General features: G+C 45.3%; 13 protein-coding genes and 2 tRNA genes. 4 read left to right on the forward strand and 11 right to left on the reverse strand.

Features of this window, described 5'->3' with window-relative positions; all coding sequences use genetic code 11:
- Window positions 1–14: 14 nt before the first annotated feature.
- A tRNA-Arg gene (locus N4A56_RS08195) sits at window positions 15–91 on the forward strand.
- A 244-nt stretch (window positions 92–335) separates the two neighbouring features.
- On the opposite strand, the gene glpX is transcribed toward N4A56_RS08195, so the two are convergent.
- From glpX to rsmD, 7 genes are all read right to left on the reverse strand, one after another.
- Window positions 336–1,307, reverse strand: a complete 972-nt coding sequence (gene glpX / locus N4A56_RS08200; RefSeq protein ID WP_295546418.1) for a class II fructose-bisphosphatase — start codon at window positions 1,305–1,307, stop codon at window positions 336–338.
- A 275-nt stretch (window positions 1,308–1,582) separates the two neighbouring features.
- Window positions 1,583–2,179 carry an OmpH family outer membrane protein gene (locus N4A56_RS08205; RefSeq protein WP_295546422.1) on the reverse strand — a complete coding sequence of 199 codons (597 nt, stop codon included), beginning with the start codon at window positions 2,177–2,179 and terminating at the stop codon, window positions 1,583–1,585.
- Between the two features lie 206 nt (window positions 2,180–2,385).
- Window positions 2,386–3,345 (reverse strand): hypothetical protein, encoded by a 960-nt coding sequence (locus tag N4A56_RS08210; RefSeq protein ID WP_295546425.1) that lies wholly within the window; start codon window positions 3,343–3,345, stop codon window positions 2,386–2,388.
- 36 nt (window positions 3,346–3,381) lie between these two features.
- Window positions 3,382–4,302: a hypothetical protein gene (locus tag N4A56_RS08215; protein WP_295546427.1), complete on the reverse strand. Its 921-nt coding sequence runs from the start codon at window positions 4,300–4,302 to the stop codon at window positions 3,382–3,384.
- A gap of 244 nt (window positions 4,303–4,546) precedes the next feature.
- Window positions 4,547–5,467 (reverse strand): tRNA (adenosine(37)-N6)-dimethylallyltransferase MiaA, encoded by a 921-nt coding sequence (gene miaA, locus N4A56_RS08220; RefSeq protein WP_295546429.1) that lies wholly within the window; start codon window positions 5,465–5,467, stop codon window positions 4,547–4,549.
- A 4-nt stretch (window positions 5,468–5,471) separates the two neighbouring features.
- Window positions 5,472–5,981, reverse strand: a complete 510-nt coding sequence (gene coaD, locus N4A56_RS08225; RefSeq protein WP_293669648.1) for a pantetheine-phosphate adenylyltransferase — start codon at window positions 5,979–5,981, stop codon at window positions 5,472–5,474.
- On the reverse strand, window positions 5,957–6,529 hold the full coding sequence (gene rsmD, locus N4A56_RS08230; RefSeq protein ID WP_293669649.1) for a 16S rRNA (guanine(966)-N(2))-methyltransferase RsmD: 573 nt from the start codon (window positions 6,527–6,529) through the stop codon (window positions 5,957–5,959). The genes coaD and rsmD overlap by 25 nt, the downstream gene beginning before the upstream one ends.
- 217 nt (window positions 6,530–6,746) lie before the next feature.
- Between rsmD and N4A56_RS08235 the strand changes: the two genes are divergently transcribed.
- From N4A56_RS08235 to N4A56_RS08245, 3 genes are all read left to right on the forward strand, one after another.
- Window positions 6,747–7,412 (forward strand): TIGR00730 family Rossman fold protein, encoded by a 666-nt coding sequence (locus tag N4A56_RS08235; protein ID WP_293669650.1) that lies wholly within the window; start codon window positions 6,747–6,749, stop codon window positions 7,410–7,412.
- 3 nt (window positions 7,413–7,415) lie between these two features.
- Window positions 7,416–7,976 carry a tRNA adenosine(34) deaminase TadA gene (tadA, locus tag N4A56_RS08240; protein ID WP_295546433.1) on the forward strand — a complete coding sequence of 187 codons (561 nt, stop codon included), beginning with the start codon at window positions 7,416–7,418 and terminating at the stop codon, window positions 7,974–7,976.
- A 60-nt stretch (window positions 7,977–8,036) separates the two neighbouring features.
- Window positions 8,037–8,131 (forward strand) — tRNA-Ser (locus tag N4A56_RS08245).
- Window positions 8,132–8,245: 114 nt separating this feature from the next.
- On the opposite strand, the gene N4A56_RS08250 is transcribed toward N4A56_RS08245, so the two are convergent.
- From N4A56_RS08250 to N4A56_RS08265, 4 genes are read right to left on the reverse strand one after another with little or no spacing between them, the layout of a single operon-like run.
- Entirely contained in the window at window positions 8,246–8,665 is a 420-nt protein-coding gene (locus N4A56_RS08250) for a phage tail assembly chaperone (protein WP_295546435.1), read from the reverse strand.
- 9 nt (window positions 8,666–8,674) lie between these two features.
- Entirely contained in the window at window positions 8,675–11,215 is a 2,541-nt protein-coding gene (locus tag N4A56_RS08255) for a hypothetical protein (protein ID WP_295546436.1), read from the reverse strand.
- A 9-nt stretch (window positions 11,216–11,224) separates the two neighbouring features.
- Window positions 11,225–17,251 carry a hypothetical protein gene (locus N4A56_RS08260; RefSeq protein ID WP_295546437.1) on the reverse strand — a complete coding sequence of 2,009 codons (6,027 nt, stop codon included), beginning with the start codon at window positions 17,249–17,251 and terminating at the stop codon, window positions 11,225–11,227.
- Between the two features lie 10 nt (window positions 17,252–17,261).
- Window positions 17,262–19,010 (reverse strand): hypothetical protein, encoded by a 1,749-nt coding sequence (locus N4A56_RS08265; RefSeq protein ID WP_295546440.1) that lies wholly within the window; start codon window positions 19,008–19,010, stop codon window positions 17,262–17,264.
- Between the last annotated feature and the right edge of the window lie 2 nt (window positions 19,011–19,012).

The following is a 19,012-nucleotide window of genomic DNA, read 5'->3' on the forward strand; positions in this document are numbered from 1 at the left end:
CAGCACAACACTGCGGGGATGTAGCTCAGTTGGATAGAGTACCTGGCTACGAACCAGTTGGTCGGGAGTTCGAATCTTCCCATCCCCGCCATGCTTATACAGCTGTCAGTTTTCACTGACAGCTTTTTTTTTGCTTCGAAAAGCTTATCTTTTTTCACACCGCAAGTGCCTCCCTTCAAATTGTATTCCCACTTATCCTTTTCTTCGTTCAGGTCTCATAACTCCTGTGACTGATTTTAAGACGAGAAAAATTGCAATAAAAAAAGGCTGCTCATATGAGCAGCCTTTTCTAACATCATGCAACAAATACACTGCAAATCGCAGCATATTATACTTTATAAACCTTCTGGACGAGCACGATCCCAGTTATGGATACTTTCAAGGTAACGGATAGAGCCACTGTGACCTTTAATAACCATTGAGTGGGTTACTGCGCCATTTCCTGTATACTGAACGCCACGAAGGAACGTACCGCCGGAAATACCGGTTGCAGCAAAGTAGACTTCATCACTACGTACGAGAGTATTAACAGTGTGGATTTCACGAAGATCAATACCAGCTTCGAGGATAGCTTCTTTTTCTACATAAGACTGCGGGTCAAGACGGGCAAAAATCTGTCCACCTACGCCTTTAATCGCACATGCAGCGATTACGCCTTCCGGTGTACCACCTGTTCCCATCATAACATCAACTTCACTTCTAGGATCAACAGCCATCAACGCGCCTGCAACATCACCATCAGTATGCAGCTGAATACGTGCACCAGCTTCACGAATTTTAGCAATAAGCTGTTCATGACGCGGTTTGTCGAGAACAAAAACAACAAGGTCATCAACATCTTTACCAAGCGCCTTGGCAATGTTGTTCAAGTTTTCTTTAACAGGAGCATCGATGTCAACAACGTCTTTTGCTGCCGGTGGTACAACAAGCTTCTGCATGTAGTAGCTTGGACCAGGGTTGTACATAGTCCCTGCCGGAGCAGTACCTACAACAGAAATTGCATTAGGACGACCATATGCAAGAAGGTTTGTACCTTCAACAGGGTCAACCGCAACATCTACTTGTGGTCCTTTACCCATGCCAAGCTTTTCACCATTGAAGAGCATAGGCGCATCATCTTTTTCACCCTCACCGATAATGACTGTGCCGGAAAGGTACAAATTATTAAAGGCGAAACGCATTGCATCAACGGCTGCACCGTCGCCCTCATTCTTCTTTCCCTTGCCGAGCCAGCGGCCGGATGCCAAAGCAGCTGCCTCTGTGACACGAACAAGGTCTAAAGCAAGGTTTCTATGGGCGGCTTCCATCGGGTCTCCTCCAAATATAAGTTGCTGATACACATTACTATAATGTGTGGCGGATTATTAGCTAAGCGCTTGAAACAACAAGACACTTGAAACTGCAAAAATAAAAATGCATCATTGTGCTCACTGGCACGTGATTATCTGCGGTCTATTTACCCCACTAGTCACGCACCATCAAGCATTTACCACGAAATAAAAAAAGGGAGACCGCTATAAAGCGATCTCCCTGACGTATACTATCAACCTACTGTAAATACCAGTAAGGTTTTCGCAGAATATTATTGTTTAGTATCAGTCTTTTTTTCTGGTGCAGTCTCTGGTTTAGCAGAATCTTTTTTTGCTTCTTCCGGCTTAGCTTTTTCAGCAGCAGGCTTTTCTTTTTCAACAGGCTTCGCTGGAGTTTCAAATGTCACAGACTCTTTATCCATAAGCGCTACTACTTCGGCTGTTGCATCTGCACTTTCATCATAGCTAAGTGCCTGTTCAATAGGAATAACCACCGCAACGCCATTTTCTTTGCGATACTGCTCAAGAACTTTCTGGAAAAGATCATTCAACTTGGTCACAACCATCTGCTGCTCAGCCGTCACGCGTTCCTGAATATTAGCAACCTGTGCTTGAATGTCAGTAACGGTGTCTTTGCTCTGTCCCTTGCTCTGCGCAGCCTGTTTCTGCAAGTCTTTAAACTCTTGCTGTACTTCTGCACTCACTTTTTCAAGATATGCCATGCCGTCTTTACCCGGTTTAGAATCTTGAAATACTTTTGCTGGATCAACAACTGCTACCTTTGGAGAAGAACCAGAAGGCATTTCCTGATTACATCCAACGAGCGCCAAACAAAGAACAGCTGCACATACTAAAACAATCTTTTTCATCGAGATCTCCGAAGGTTATTGATACCACATGCTTTTTTCGTATTGAAAACACACCAAGCACTTCGCCTGCAACGGCATAGTAAAAGTAAGGTACCTAGCGTATTTTCCCAAGGATTAATTGCATTTTTGCGGTCAGTTAGAGATATAATAATACGAAGTAGTAAAAAAACGGCTGTTACTTATTCAGCTATCCTGATGCCAGAAGTTCACTTGAATAACTCTGCCACTGGCCGCTTATGAATAGCTTCAACATTCTCTTCTATATAAGTCCCTCGAGGCAAAACGTACTGTACTGTTTTACGCAGGTACTCCAAAGGAATCGTATCTTTCTTCAAAACCATTTGGGCATCCGGTGTAATTACATAATGAGCATCAAAATTAACTGTAATTTTATGCAAACTGCCTTGAGGGGTTACGGTAACTATCAGAGCATCACCCCAATACACGCCCTCTTCAGTCACACGCAAGGAACTATGCATTGCAGGAATTTCTTGTTGCAGCAATTGCCGTATATGTTGCGTACCAAGCGCTGTCACAGCCTCATAATGAAGATTCACTACTTTTTGAGTTTGCACAGAATTTTTTGCAAAAGTCTGCATCGCCCTTACAAAAAATTTTAACACATGCTCATCTTGTCTATTTTCATCTTGTGGCCAGAATACTACGCCGTATAATTTATCATAAATCTTCCGCTGTGCTGTGGAGACAGCTTCTACAGCCATATCATTCACAATGCAACGTACTTCAAATCTTTTTTTGTCTTTATCATGTTTATACTGAACATTAAAAATATACGTAGTACTAGTAGAATCCAGCACCTTGCCATTTTCATACAAATATTGATTCAACGTAACCGCAGCACTGTTATCACCAGCCCAAGTCGGCTTAAGCTCACTAAATATCGAATAAGTTTTATATTTCGAAACACTGTTATCTTTTGCATAGTGCGCTACCATGGTAGTAGAAAATGCTTTTTTCAACGCATCCTTTGTAACAAAAGAGCCATCGTGAAACGTATCTGGTGCATAAAAAACTGTTTTTGGCACTGCTACAGTAATCGGTCTGCATGTAATCTTCTCTTGGGCAGCACTGGCAGCAAAAGATAATGATTGTAAGCAACACCATGTAACTACAAAAAAAAGCACGCCTATACTATTTTTCTTCATGGATATCCCCATAATTGCTGCAAGGCAGCACGTATATTACGAAAGAGTTAAGTAATGTTTTATAAGGGACAAAATACGCGATTCTACATCAGCATCACCATAGGCAGTACTTTTAAGCCCTACATATTGTGGCAAATCAACATCCCATAAAAAGGTCACAGCATTAGCTGAATCAACCATACACACAAGCTGCTTATCTCCTAAGAACACACCACTATTGGTAATAACAGCATTCGTATTTTGTTCACGCATATATGCAGCAAATAATTTTCTAATCAATCGAGGGTCACCATCAAGAGTTATAAAAAACCTGTTCTTAACGGTTGTTGAGTGATGAATGGCTGTCTTATTGTAATCAACCAAATCTTGTGCGGTGGAAGATACAGCATCAGCGATGTCTATATCTTGACTAGCCACTGCGCCCCATGCACGAGAGTGCTCACATTCTGTAACACCTTCACCCCCAGAGCTCGCTAGCTCGCAACATTCCGGCATTATCTTTTCTACAACCAATTGGTTGGGAATGAGCCGCACAACATATTCTTTTTCCGACACATCGTGATTAATTTGTACTTTTACGGTGTAAGTACGCACCAATGATCGTACTTCCTCAGAATTTTTTCGTATCGATTTCTTCTTCTGAATTTGTAAGACGTCATTGCCCACCCATTCCAGCTGCGAAAACGTAAACACAAAAAACTCTTCTTTTGTCTCTACGCTATTTTGATTATTCAACGCTGCTTCAAGACAGTTACGTATCGCATCCTTAATATGAGCTTCTGTAACGGGCTTCTCGTCTATAAAAACATCTGCAAATTGTACTACAAAAATCTGCGAAGGAGCTTTCGAAACAACAGCTGCTGTATGAGTTTCCAATGGAACTTGATGATGAACTCCACTGCACCCTGTCCACAAAAATAAGCATACGAGTAAAAGTACTCTGAAGATATTCCGCATATGTTCCTCTAAAAAATGTAGCATGTATTAGGCGAGTAATCTGACCACCATAAAAAGAATCAGGCGTCAACATCTTGCACTTATTGCACAATACATTCACACCTGTTTACAAAGCAAAAGGGTGAAGCATCCACTTCACCCTTTTGTTATATGCAACCAATTGTATTCGGAGCTAAAATTCTATCGACACCGAGCGTAACAGAAAAAGACGATAGTCATTTGCATCTCCAGCGTCAATTAACGGCTAATCCGCTAAAAAACGTGCAACCTCATGATTCATTGTTTCAAAATCCTTAGGCTTTACCCAGATAATTTCTTTATCTTTTCTGAACCATGTCAATTGTCGCTTTGCGTAAGCACGGGTATTTTTGAGCCACAATTTTTTACAATCTTCCAAAGACATCGCGCCCGTTATATACTGATACAGTTCTGCACAGCCAATACCTGACCATCCGAAAGAATCCGGATCATCATTTTTCTTGAGTGCTTCGCGAGCCTCTTCAATGGCTCCAGCTTCAATCATGAGGTCAATGCGTTTACCAAGTAGCGGAGTCAATTCATCGAGGCTGACATCAATACCCAACCTCACTCCTCGGAACGGGGTCGGCGTCATAGGCTGAGAATGCCACCAAGTAAACGTCTTACCTGTAGCTCTGTACACAGCAAGCGCACGGCAAATTCGCTGACTATCATTAAAGTGAATTTTCGCAGCATAGTCAGGATCAATTGCCTTCAAATCTTCATGCATCGGCGCAGATCCACGTTCCGCCATTTCTGCTTCGGCAACATCTGTATACGCCTGATCGATTCTTGGAATCTGTGCCAGACCTTCTAACAAAGCTTTTAAATAGAAACCAGTGCCACCTACCAGCATCGGCAACAAGCCTTCTGCACGCGTTTGATGGATTGCATCTGTAGCCATATCCATAAATTTGCCCACATCAATTTTATCTTCGGTTCGCAAAAAACCATAAAGCTTATGTGGACAGAACTGCTGTTCCTCTGCTGTAGGCTGTGCAGTAATTATGGGAAAGTCTTGATACACCTGACGGGAATCTAAATTAATAACACCGCCATTAAAGGTACGGCAAAGATTGAAGGATGCAGCAGTTTTTCCTGCACCGGTAGGTCCAACCAGACAGACGATAGGAATTTTTTTCGACATATATTTAGTTCAACGGGTATGGATACCCATATTTTTCACGCAGCTTGCGATATACATTATTCGGCACAAGCCCCTTTATATCGCCACCCAGCTTACCGGCTGCTTTGACAATAGTAGAACTGATGTACAGCCACTGATAATCTGTCATTAAGAACACAGTTTGAATATGTTTTTTGAGCTTACGGTTCATCAATGCAAGCTGAAATTCATATTCAAAATCTGAAACAGCACGCAGTCCGCGCAAGACAACATGCGCCCCGCGGCGTTCTGCATATTCCACAAGCAAGCCCGAGAAAGGCTCTACTGTAACCTGCGGGATATCTTTAAAGACTTCTTCTGCCATTGCCACACGTTCAGTAATTGTAAACAACGGTGACTTAGGAGTATCGTTAGCCACCGCAACAATTACATGATCAAAAATTTCGCAACCACGTTTAATAAGACTCACATGCCCCATGGTCATAGGATCAAATGTGCCCGGATAAACGGCTACTCGCTCTCCTCTGTTGTCCATAGCAGAATCCTTGTCTGTCCATATGCTCTATTAGCAATAAGTTCGAGTTCAGCATGATCTGCTTCAGGTGGTAAAGCGAGTTTAGACTCAACCTCAGCGCAGATAATACCGCCCTCTGCCAACCAGCCGTTTCTAAGCACAGCTTTCATAGCAGGAGTTAAAAAATTCTTTCCATACGGAGGATCAATAAAAATCACATCAAACGGCTCTGCTGCCCTGCGTGAAATTATTTTAAACAAATCTTCTGCCATTACACGGTATCGATCATGTGGAATTTTTATTTTTTCCGCATTTTCAGTAATCAATTTTGCAGCAGTTTTGTTCATTTCAACAAGCCATGCCTGCTCCGCACCACGGCTCAATGCTTCAAAAGCCAAAGAGCCACTACCAGCGAATAAATCCAAAACACGGCACTCAGGCCAATACACTCCGCGCGCTTCAAGCATGGAAAATACCGCCTGACGCACCTTGGATGTTGCCGGACGATACCCCGGAGCACTGGTTGTTTTGAGTACGCGACCGCGGTACTCACCTGCAATAATGCGCATAACTACATAATATCCTTACACTACCCTAAAATCTTAGCAGAAGGGTATATTTACTTTTTCTTTCTTGCCATACTATAACCAACAATTGCTAACCGATACAGAAACAATTGCTAACCGATACAGAAACAATTGCGCGTATTCACGTAGACTACACGTTGCGAAACCAATTTCCAAGTCTGATGAATAACAATTCTCCAGAGCTAGTTACGGAGCGACTATGAGCACAGCTAAACAATATGTAATTGATTCTTTGTCCACGCAAGAATCATGGCGACTTTTCCGCATTATGTCTGAAATTGTAGACGGAATTGAAAACTTAAGCGACATAACAAACTGCGTATCCATTTTTGGCTCTGCACGTACCCCGTCAGACCACCCTATGTATCAGGAAGCCGAAGAAATTGCACGGCTCCTTTGCGAGGCAGGTTACGGCGTTATCACCGGTGGCGGACCGGGGATTATGGAAGCTGGCAACAAAGGCGCACAAGAGGCAAATGGTACCTCTGTCGGACTGTGCATCCAGTTGCCAATGGAACAGGGCTCCAATCCATTTATAGATGTTCAATGTAATTTCAAGTACTTTTTTGTGCGCAAACTCATGTTCATTAAATATGCTCTGGCGTACGTGGTCATGCCGGGTGGTTTTGGAACATTGGATGAGCTGACAGAAGCATTTGTTCTGCGGCAGACGAACAAAATCAAACCATTCCCGATTATTTTGTACAAAAGCGAATTCTGGAACGGATTATTAGACTGGACACGCGACCAAATGGTTGCTGCTGGCTATATCGGCGAAGACGAGCTAGATGCAATGGTTGTGCTAGATTCTCCTGAAGAGGTTGTTCAATACATCATGGATCATTCTCCAAGTCTCCAAGGGTAACGCATGACAACCAAACGCGAATTAGAACACTGCTACGCTACGCTGACAGCCCTGCCTGAAGGTTGGTCAAGCTGGGATGACTTAATGCACATAGCGATGGAAGAAGCTCAAAAAGCCAAAGCCATAGGTGAAGTGCCAGTGGGAGCTTTGCTGGTTGCCCCCGATGGAACTATCGTCGCCAAAGCATATAATAGAACAATCACCGACCATGACCCGACTGCGCATGCAGAAATTCTTGCACTTCGCGCAGCAGGCAAGCAGCTTAAAAATTATCGCACAGAAGATTTAGTCTTAGTTGTAACGCTTGAGCCTTGTCTCATGTGCAGTGGAGCGTTAGTCCACGCCCGCATTCGAGGAGTAGTGTACGGTGCTCCAGACCATAAAACAGGAGCACTCGATTCGCAGTTAAACAGCTTTGATCTACCGCTACACAACCACGCAATCTGGCACCGTTCCGGCGTGTTACAAAAAGAATGTAGCAACATGCTTTCTGCTTTTTTCAAAAAACGCAGAAAAGAAATCAAAGCGGCCAAACAAACCCAAGCGGCAAGCAGCAATAATTAAACACAATTATTATCGCCAACATCTTGCAATACTGAATAAAATCACATAAACAACATTCACGGAGAGGTAGCGAAGTCCGGCTGTAACGCACACGACTCGAAATCGTGCTTAGGTCTCAAAGCCTAACGAGGGTTCGAATCCCTCTCTCTCCGCCAGAAGATTGCTAAATAAAAGGACTTCTCTTTAAAAAGAGAAGTCCTTTTTTCGTATAAATTTGGTTCGAATAAGTTTTGCGGTTCGATTTGTGGTTCGATTTTGCAAAAAACTTTTTATTCTCTTCCCTTCTTCACCTGCTCCGGCGGTGTTCCCCAATCTATGACTTTCGGAAAGCCCTTTTGGTGATTTATGTTCCGCAAGAACGTGCGGTATGCCCGCCATTCTTGTTGGTTTTCAACAGTTAATGGCGAATCGTTGCCGATTGTCCAGTCGCATTCCAACAGGAGCTGTTTACAGCGGGCTTGAGCGCGGCGAGTGAGTTCGGCGGAGTATGCAGGTTCGGGGATGGGACGCAACTCCTGTTGTTCAATAAAACCGTCCTCATGCTGAACCAGCCCTACAGTGTGCGCCATATGCAATGAATCTGTAGGAATAGCAGCAGTAGCATATACAGGGGTCAAATCCGAATAAAACGCCGCACGGCGTAGGCTCACAGGCTCCCCGTCAGTTTTCACATAATATAAAATGTTCATATCAGCCCTTTATATATATGTCCGAGAAATTGATAACGGATTATCTACAACAGTAAAACCTAAGTTTGCATTTTCAAGCGGAGTTTTTGAAAGCGAGATTGAAGGGATTGACGAAAATTCAGATGAACTAGACTCAGATTTAGAATTTGTTCTATCAAGCATAGACAGCTCAGATAGTTGTATTTCTGTTAAATAGAAATTTTCAGCACTGACGTTCCGCAACGAACCTGTGGCTTCAACGCTAAAAATATGACGAGCTGACCATGTATACCCTGCTTGATACCCAATTTCGAGTAAAATACCTGTTTCATGCCCTGCCACATTCTCTATCGCACGCCCCTTAGATGTTGTAAATGCTCGAAGCAGCGTACCTGCTAAGTCAAACTCTAGTAGATATGACGGAGAACTATTAAACACCACATAAACTTTATTTCGCACAACATAGACGCTAGTGTAAGATTCTTGAGCCGCATAAAATTTATCTATTCCTGCAAACGCAAATGTTAACAGCTTAATAGTTCGCCCACTTGATGCGTCAAACATCGCAAAAACAACTTCATGTTCGTCATCTGACTCTACACCTCCTGCACAATATACCGTAGAAGGAGTACTACAGACACCGCCAAAACGGACAGCGTTTGAATCAATAAACACATCTTTTGCATTCCGATATGCACCATGCTGATTTGTCATAGCAATTGTAACTCGCGAACTCGGCGCAGCGCCGCCGCTAGTTGATGTGTGTATAATATAGCCCTGTTGCTTGAAAATATACGGAAGAACTGCATGCGATATATACTCACCGGTAACTTTATTAACTCTATAAATTGCAGGAAACCAATAGTCATCACTTCGTCTTATAGCTCCTTTAATATAAAGATATCCTCCCGTTACCCACGCTCTTTGCGCCGATAGCCTACTCTTTTTCAACCAGTTCATCGTCTTTTTTATTGTGTTAAAACTAAAGAGATAGTGAACTTTTGATGATGACTTATATCCCTCACAAATCAAATTATCCCCATCTGCACAGCTTGCAGAAATTCGAAAATCATTATCCCCTGAACCTGTTGTAAAATCCAAACAAAACGTAGGGTCGCCTGTATGAACATCGAATCCATACAACTTTCTGTCTATTGAATCAGATTGTACGTACCCCCAACACAGTAGACTTGATTTTATCGAGTAAACACCATTAAAGACATTGGGAGTACCACCTAGCGCAGGAGCAGACATAACAAATGATGACTTCTCATTCGTCTTAAAATTAACCGTAGACCAACCTGACCAGCCGCGAACCTTATCGTACACGCGGACTTCGAGCACAAAATCTTTCAAGCGCTCCAAAAACGGCAACTTTTCATCAAGCAGGTTTGTGGTGATTGTTTTGTGTACAATTTCAGTGTCACCAAACTTGACGCGATACTCTGTTTTCGTATGTTGTGCAGGCTGGCTAGGGTCTACAACAATGGGCTTTAAACGCATCCGCATGGTTGCACCTGAGTAGGCTTGACCTTCCAACGGTTCCAAAGTTTCCGGTGGCGCAACAAACTGCAACACATCGCCTGTAACGACCTTCAGCGGTGCAGCAACGCGGGACACAGCACCCTTGTTGCTTTTCTGTTCACAAAACGGATAGTACGTTGTGTTTGTGTTTAGGTAATGAAGATGCAACTCATGAGAAAGCCCGTTGTTTTCATCCGTGACAACTTCTGTATGACGGGGATACACAACATCGGTTCCTTCTGGGTCTGAACACATCCAGAAGGTTGTGGCGGCTAACGTATCAGCAGAGTACGCCATGCGTGCAGGATGCACTTTCAAGCTGCCACCATTGATGGTTGCGCCATATGCTGGCGAAGCCCACTCCGGTGGTGCAACTTGGCAAACATCAGTGTTCGGCACTAGTCCGGCAGCGGTTTCTAAAATTGCTGTGCTTTCTCTGGTAATGCGTAAAACCTGCGCGTCTCCTTCATCATGAACCCGCGTAAACTCTTCATTCCCCGCTGCGTGAACACGTTCCTTCTCAACAAGCGCTGCCTGATGCGCCACCTCTGCCTGCCGTGCAGATTCTTTTGCTTTTGTTGCAGAAGCAGCGGCAGCCGTGGCAGAACCTCGTGCATCGCCGGTCGCAGCGTTCACATTACGCAAAATGTCTACGATGTTAAGCACAATCCCTTTGTCTGTACCCGCCGGATACGTAACAGCGCGATCTGCCCGTTCTGCAAGCTGCTGAATCATCATAACGATTCTATCCAGCGCGCGGTTCAACGCACCTTCAGGGAGAATACCATTCGATGGAATCTCTAAAAGCTGCACAAAATCAATCAAACGCAGCACCGTTACGCGGGTTCCACTTGCCGGAGCGTTCGTAAGCTTCACCTTGCCGCCGGAAGCATTGCCAGCACCAGTAACGGTGTAATCTGTGTTCAGCGTTTTACGTATTGTGTCATACAAAACAACAAGATCGGCAGCATCATAGAACACAAAGGGAACCTGAATATCACCGCCGGAGTACAACACCGTCACCGCGTTTTTGTTTGTCTCTAACATACTGCCCCTCTATTGATGTTGTGGAATTGCATAATTAAAAATAGTGCCTTCACCCTCTTCACGCTGCTCCATCCCTTTTTTGAATCTACGAGCAACCTGTGACACCGGAATTTTTGTTGCGTATGACCCCAAATGAAACAACGACCACAGCATACGCTCGGTTTGTTTTTCGTCCGGATTTTCAAAAAAGTCCCAGCCTGTCCGCAAGGCGCGTTGAGCAAGAACTAACCCTGTCCCTGCTGGCATTCTGTCCGCATCAAACGCAGAGAAAACTGACGAAACTAACGGGATGCCTGCAAACTGGTACATGGCAACGCCAGCTCCCATGTCCAGCATAAACTCAACTACCTGTTCATCGTCGTCAAGATCCGGCGCATCGCCCCACAACAGAGCAAAGGCAAGCTGCATAGCGATAGGTGGAAAAATTTGATCGTACAGAACATACTTTGCGTACTCCACCTTGCTCATCTTTCCATCTCTCATGGCTCGGTAATGATGTCGCTGCCGCGCACCGAAGGTTCGCACAGTGAATGTCTGAAACATGGAGAGCATACGCATAGCGCCCTTGTGTCGCTGCCACATGGTTTGATCGATAGCTTGAGAGGATGGCTGAGATTTGCGGATGATATCATCGGCAAATAAAACAGCTTCTTCTGGACTCTTGCCTCGTCGCATGGCTTTTTCATATGCAGAAACCCAGAGCACGTATGTTGTTGCCATGTCCGCCATACGGATAGGCCAGAAACCGAGATCAACAGCGTCCTGATGACTCAACTCTTTACCGAACACCTCAATCGTTCGTACATCCATGCGAAATTTATTCGCCATGTCGGACAATTCCCTGTCCATCGATGTAGAACGGTCTCGCATGTACGGTGAAACTTCATGAATCCACTGCATCTGTTTGCGCGGGCTATGCGACATGACCGTTTTCAATCCCTTGCAGAACTCCTTCATGCCGATGTCATGCACGCCACCGGGCAGAGAAAATATCTGCTTTGCAGCTACACCAAGATTCCAGCCTAAAATAAACGGCGTTGCAGCAGTTCGCAGATTTTCCCCAACACGCTGCCAAACATCCCGCACGGGCTGTTCAGGTCTGGCAATAGCTTTTAGGTGTCCACGCACAGCGTTGTAGGCTGCTTCACCCATCACTTCTTTAAAAGCTTTTTCCCACTTTTGATGCTTGGTAACTCTGTCGGCAAAACGTAGCGCTTCAGCGTGTGTCATGTAGTGAATGGTTTCGTACATGTGTTCAACAGCTACGTTAACAGACAGCTTTAACGGAAAGCCCGGAGCTTTGTTTTTACGTCCCTGCGTAAAACCGGAGCGTGCAGCCGGTGTCTGGTTAATCGCTTCGGAACGGGACATCAGTTCGTCCAGTTCTGTGTACTGCTTTACAAAATGCGTTTGCGGCAGCGTGTTGTCATAAATTGCAGGAAAATATCCGCCTGCATATTTTTTCACAACACCACCGCGCTCGATGCCGAAAGGCTGCGCTTCTATCTTGGTCATGTGAAAACCGTTCATTGTTTTGTGAACAGCATCAAGTTCAGGATACAAGCTGTCGATGGCATCCCAGATTTCTTGGATTGCATCCCAATCTTTATGATTAAACATGCTTTTCAAATACGCGAGGGTCTGCCCCTCTTTTAGCTCAGGATATCCGGCAAACACGCGCTCCATGTTGGATTTAGTGCCTGTATGCAACATAAGCCCAAGAATCGCGTCACCTGTCCACTTGCGCCCGTCCTGCTGCATAATTTCTGGAACAACCAACTCAAGGTATTCTTGACCTTCAAGGGTTGCGTTTGCCCCCTCGCCAATCTGCTTGCGTAGTTCATCTGTTAAGCGGATGCGGGAAAAAGATTTACCGTGCTGCTTTTCAAGTCTGCTGACAGTCTTACGCAGGTGCACCAGTGCAGGTCCAACCCTGCGCTCCATTTCCGCCCACTTTCGACTTTTTTCATTTTGAGCGGCAACAAGCAGATCAAAAATCAACCGTACGTTTGCACCACGTTCGCCATTTTTCCCCGTATCGGTCACAGCATCAAATGTTGCTAACAGATATTGCAACGTATCAAGCGAAGCAAAAATGCTGTCCTTCATATCCATAAATTTTCGCTTGAACGTACCTTTCTGATGTAATTTGCGTGCATTTTTTTGCGCGCCCTCTGTGCACGCTTCTGCTGCATTATCAATCCGTTCCTTTGATACCGCCTTGCTCTCTTTGCGGGACTCTCGCCCTCTGTGGTTTAAAAACTGGATTAAATCGTTTACAGCGCGTAGCTGATCCACGGTCAAATCTTTCCAGTTCACCTGCTCTGTTCCATCCACAAGCCACTCAGGGAACGAAGGCGGCATATCGTTTATGTCCTTTTCGGATTCCAGCAACGTACGCAAGCTGGACATATCAGCAGGGTTTTGTGGTTCTAAGGACTTGCCGCCCATGCCAAAGCGTTGCACAAGAGCGCGGATATGATCGCGGTAGTGAAAATCCAAGCCGGACTTATTTTTTGCAAACTTTTTAGCGCGGTTGACAATTTTTTTTGTCTCCTCACGCACACGGATAGCTTCACCGATCATCTCAAAAGCATCGCGTAGCTTTTCAAGATGAAATGCTTCTGCGTTATCGTTCTTCTTCCTTGCCGCTTCTTCACGCAGCTTGCTATGCTTTCGCATGGTGTGTTGGTGTATATCGTAACGAGTTGCCTTTCGAATTACTGTTGCACCTATCTGCTCTTTTACATAGCGACGAATATATTCGCGAGTGCTGTACGTTCTACTGCGAGTGCGTTTCGAAAGTTCAGCATTACGTTTTTCAAGATATCTACCAAACGCTTCGCTAGCCAAAACAAGCTCTTCCGGGTTCACCTGTGCTTCTTCGGCTGCGAACAGTTCATCAGCAAGCTGCTGTATGCGCTCTGTTCTTCGTGGAGCATCAACAAAAGCATCCACCATGTGGCCAGCTTCATCGTATCCAAGTTCACTGGCAATATCGTCTGCCATTTGCCCGTTCTTTTTAATCAGCCCCCTATGCTTCTTGTGAATGTCGGCAACTGTATCCTTTCCGTAATATTCCAGCATATATGCTTCATCTAAGCCGGAACCTTTCGTAATAGACATAATTTGATGGTACACTGGCTCATTATCTACAATCGCCCGAGCTTCTTTTTTTGCCGCATTCTTTCGCTTTTTCCGGTCACGCAAAGTTACTCTATCCACGGCGGCAATTGCTAACCGCTCGGTTTCTGACAACTCACGTCCCAGAAAGGCTCTGTCTACGTCGTTCGCTTCTGTAAGTTCGTTAAGTCGCACCCTTTCTTTTTTCACCATCTCATTGATATACAGTGCTTCTCTTACCTGTTCACTTGTGGCAAGCATCCGGTCGAACACATCACGCACGTCGTTGTTCAAATCTACATGCAGCAGTTTGACGTTTTTATAGATAGAAAGAAGCCAGTCGCGGAACCGCTTAAACACTTGAGCCAACTCTAACGAAGGCGCTTTGCCCTCGCGCAAGTACGCTTCAAAACCACGGGCAAATTTTTCATGATGCTCTGTTGCGATGGCATCACCATCATTCAACTTCATCCATTTTCGCAGCGTTTCCATATCCTTCTGCAACTGTGCCGGAACATCCGCCGGAGTTTCAGCCTCAACAACCTGCACAAGTGTTGCTTTTTCCTCGTCGTACTTTACGTCATTTTGATACAAAGCTTCGTCAAAATCACGATCAATGGTTCCCGTGCGGAACGCTTCTTCTTTATTTTCCCAATCTGGAATAATTTTTTTGTACGGCACACCCTGTGGATTGATAGCAGCCACAGAATTTTCAAGCCCGGCGTTCAACGCTTCACCTAGCATCTCCTGCTCTGCTGCGATATCCGCAAGCTTTGGTGATGAAAGATTTTGATCGAACACCTGCTTCTGCCCTGTCATGCGGGAGAGTTCAGCAAGGAAAACATGGGCGCATTCGTGCACAAATGTAGAGCTGTCCGCTGATGAACCAAGCTTGATTAAGTAGTTGTTATCAGGCAGAAACGATAACGAGCCGCGCTGCCCTTGCTTGAGTTTGGTTTTGACTTCGCTTTGGGCATTGGGTACACTATTTTCGTAGTCGAATTGTAGGGGCGAAGTGCTCTCGATATTCCCCTCAAGGCTGGCCGTTTGGGACACTCCAAGCTCGGCCCCAACCTCTCCCACATGCATACGACGCAAAAAATCTACCCCGTCTAACCCGTAGGTGCTGTAACTTTTTGCAAAGGCATGAGGAATTGCCGCCATCACCTTGGCGTTATCTTCATGTACTCCCTGCCCGACAAGCCCTTCTACTATCCTGCTGCGTTCTGCATCCAGAGCAGATTCAAGCTCCATATCCGGCTCGTACTGAGCAATCGTGCGCCGTGCTTCTTCGTTTATATCTAGCTGCAAACTTTCCGCTTCGGACATGGCAAGCGGGTTTGCTTTCATATGCGGGATAAGCATGTCACGCTCTTGCTTTGTGCAGTTCTGCATAAGCGTAGGTATAGACAAAGACATAACAGAGCCTTGCTGTAAGGCTTTCCCAAAGTCTTCAGGGGAGACTTCCAAACGGCTTAACACGTCTTCAACTGTACCTATGTCCTGCCCTTCCTCAATTCCTTCTTGAAAGAGCATGGCGAACTGCCCGGCATCAATAAATTGCTCACCAAAATTTTCACCAGTTTCATCTTCTACAGCAGTAAAAACGCTGTTAACGAATCCGCCAAAAGCCTCCGGTGAACGCTCCGCAAGCTTACTTTCAGAAACAGTTTCAGAAAGAGCAGCGAGTCGTGCCGCGTTTTCACCAGCTTCATTTATTAGTTGTAATTTTCCTTCTACGCGCTTGATTGTTTTAGGGATGCCTCCGGTGGTTGCTACCCCAACCATTCCTGCACCGAGCATCACCTCAACATTTTTTAAGCTGTCAACAACACGATCAATAATCTGAGGTGTGGACTCTCCTTTAGTTATGCCTGTAATCACTGCCTGCGCTGGCTCTTCTAAATATTCTGTAAATCCTTCTGTAGCACCACCTGCCAGCCTTCTTGCAAAGTTATGAGCTACAGTTTCCTTCGGCATCTTCTTCAACAGCTTGTCAAAGCCGATGGCGTTTAACACGCTGGCAACGCAGCCCATCGCAATACCCGCTGCGAGTGCTTTATCTTGACTTATGCCATCCTGTTGCAACTCTTCGGAAAGCGAAGCACCTTCTAACCCGCCGCCCGTGAGTCCTGCCACAACAGACCCGCCACCTGTTAGCAAAGCACTGCCGATACTTAACGCCATAGAAGGAGCCATTTCGCCCACTTGAGTAACTAAGTAGCCCATATCAGTAACCAGACCTAGATTATCCAAAAGCCGTTTTCGATACTCTTCTGGTATTTCGAGTGCTTTAGAGGAAAGTGTCTGCTCATTCGCCTGAATAAGCCCTCTTCCCATATCCCGTATTTCACCGAACACGGTTTGCCCAAAAAGCTTTTTATGCATTTTATCCACGCCAAAAAGCTCAAGCTTCTTTGTTTCTGCATAGTCCAAGGAGTCTGCCAGAAAAACACCAAGCTCAGTTGCTCCTTTGGCTACAGCAAAAGGGAAGCGTTTCATTTCACGCCATGCAGCACAATCCTGCTCGATCTTAGCCAGCGTCTCCACATCATCATGCGCCAACGCGGCATTCTCAGGGTCAGCGATAAAACGCATAGTTCCAGCACCGCCAACCCAAGAAAGATGACGCTGCAAACGCTCTGCTTCCGCCTTGCCGGAAACTTCCGCATGGAACTCTTCAACAAGTTCCGGTGACAAACCTTGCTGTTTTGCAAGTCTTCTGGAATCTGCAACAACGTCAGGATTACGACCGGAAACCTCTTGCAGAACACGGGCAACAGGCGGCACTTGTTCCGCTACAGAAAAGTCAAATTCTCCCTCTAAAGTATTCCCAGCAGAAGGTTTTGAAAGGCTGAAAGAAGTATCGTTAGGGTCAGCAACGGAGAAATCAAATATATCGCTCGGATTCATGGTACTTCCTTTATCCTTTTGTCCGGTACACACGCAAAACATTGGCAGGTGTCACAGAAATGCCTTTTTTTAAAAACTCACCTAAAATTATTTCTAAATCTGCCGGAGGAACGGTGCTAAACACAGGTGCAAACGCCCTGTATACTTCCCGCGTTGCTTTCTCGCCTTTAAATCTTGGCTTTTGGCTGGCAGGGGCAGAAAATTTGTAATTTAGCGCTGTCATGAGCGTTTTTAAGGCAGGCTTATGCTCGTCCAACACATCAGGGAACCACTGATCGGCTTTATTTTCTGCCACAGCCTCGGCAAACGTCATCCCTTTATCACTGCCAAACATGCCAGCATCAGGCACTATGCCATCCCTTTCCATCTGACGTTTAAAGGCGAGATTCGTTGCCATCTCTTCTTTAAGGCTCTGCGGGTTACGTTGAGCAAAAAACACTCTGTACGCAGCACGAACGGCATTAAATTCCTTCATTTTTTTAGGGTTATTCATTTTCTTTATGTAACCCAACTCAGCAAGTACGCGGTTTTCTTTGTCGATGGTCAGCTTAGGCACTTCACCTTTTTGAAATTTAGAGAACCTGTCTTCAAGCGTAAGCTGATCTTTACGAGAAATCCCCGCATAGTTGGTTCTCAAATCTTCAAGCGATGTAATTTCTTTGTTGAGGATGCCCTTTTCCAGCTTTGCCATTTTTTCGTAGTCCGTCAGACCGGATGGATTCAAAATTTCGTTAGCCTGTGCTGTCAGTTCTCTTTTTAATTCCGGCGGCGCGGAATCGATGATCGATACTAGCTTTTCAGAAGCCGCGCCCCTGTTCTCAGGGTCAACCTCAACAGCCTGAACCTGCGCCACAAGCGCCTTTTTTTGCTCTGCCTTGGCAGCAGCAACAGACGTTTGTTCCTCTGCAAAACGCATCTTCAAGCGTGTTACCAACTTGTCATGCAGTTCCGGCTGATCGGCGTACTTTTCATGCACAGAGTCCAAGTTTTCCTTCAAACTCTTGCCGTTGCCGGAAAGCTCGTTAGCTAACGTGATACTTTGTGCAGTTGATTGCTTATCTTTATGTTTTTCCACATACACAGCTTTCATGCTGTCGCTTACGCCGTATTCTTGTGAACGCTTTAACGCCTCTTCCGGTGCAAGCTCATACAAAGATGACCACGCTTTTTCTAACAAACCTGCAACGTTTACCTTTAAAAACGCTTCACGGTCAGCCGCCTGCACAGCACCGGAAGAAACAGCATGGTCAAAGGTCTGAACCAGCTTTGCACGGAGAGCAGCAACGTCATATGGAGCATCAACAGCTTCTTTTGCAATCACCGCCATTGCGTTGTTAAATGTGTTCTGTGCTGAAGCTATGCGCCCTTTATGCTCTGCAAAGGCATGAAACTGGCTCTTTTTACCAACCACCCCACCACGGTACTGTTCAAACGCACGGGCAGCTCGAGGAGACAGACCGGAATAAATTTCATTCCATGTTGTTTCCTCGTCTTCCTGATATTTTTTCACCAGCCCTTTTGTTGCATCCCCTTGCAACTGTGCAGACTCAGTTTCAAAAGCTAAGTTAAATTCATCATATTTTGTACGTGCTGCAAGAAACTGGTCGTTGTCCTGCCGCACCTGCTCTTTTTGCGCTATCTGCTGCACCATCTGCCCCATAGCAGCCACGCCTTGCCCCATAGCAGAACCTTGCTGAAGCGTAGTTACAGGAGTATCGCTAAGTTGAACGACTCGTGTTGATGTTGGAATTTTTACCATGT

The sequence above is a fragment of the Halodesulfovibrio sp. genome (assembly GCF_025210605.1).
GTDB lineage: Bacteria > Desulfobacterota > Desulfovibrionia > Desulfovibrionales > Desulfovibrionaceae > Halodesulfovibrio.

Coding starts and splice junctions, on each gene's coding strand:
- glpX (WP_295546418.1), bottom strand. CDS start 1,307: ATGGAAGCCGCCCATAGAAACCTTGCTTTAGACCTTGTTCGTGTCACA.
- N4A56_RS08205 (WP_295546422.1), bottom strand. CDS start 2,179: ATGAAAAAGATTGTTTTAGTATGTGCAGCTGTTCTTTGTTTGGCGCTC.
- N4A56_RS08210 (WP_295546425.1), bottom strand. CDS start 3,345: ATGAAGAAAAATAGTATAGGCGTGCTTTTTTTTGTAGTTACATGGTGT.
- N4A56_RS08215 (WP_295546427.1), bottom strand. CDS start 4,302: ATGCGGAATATCTTCAGAGTACTTTTACTCGTATGCTTATTTTTGTGG.
- miaA (WP_295546429.1), bottom strand. CDS start 5,467: ATGTCGAAAAAAATTCCTATCGTCTGTCTGGTTGGACCTACCGGTGCA.
- coaD (WP_293669648.1), bottom strand. CDS start 5,981: ATGGACAACAGAGGAGAGCGAGTAGCCGTTTATCCGGGCACATTTGAT.
- rsmD (WP_293669649.1), bottom strand. CDS start 6,529: ATGCGCATTATTGCAGGTGAGTACCGCGGTCGCGTACTCAAAACAACC.
- N4A56_RS08235 (WP_293669650.1), top strand. CDS start 6,747: ATGAGCACAGCTAAACAATATGTAATTGATTCTTTGTCCACGCAAGAA.
- tadA (WP_295546433.1), top strand. CDS start 7,416: ATGACAACCAAACGCGAATTAGAACACTGCTACGCTACGCTGACAGCC.
- N4A56_RS08250 (WP_295546435.1), bottom strand. CDS start 8,665: ATGAACATTTTATATTATGTGAAAACTGACGGGGAGCCTGTGAGCCTA.
- N4A56_RS08255 (WP_295546436.1), bottom strand. CDS start 11,215: ATGTTAGAGACAAACAAAAACGCGGTGACGGTGTTGTACTCCGGCGGT.
- N4A56_RS08260 (WP_295546437.1), bottom strand. CDS start 17,251: ATGAATCCGAGCGATATATTTGATTTCTCCGTTGCTGACCCTAACGAT.
- N4A56_RS08265 (WP_295546440.1), bottom strand. CDS start 19,010: ATGGTAAAAATTCCAACATCAACACGAGTCGTTCAACTTAGCGATACT.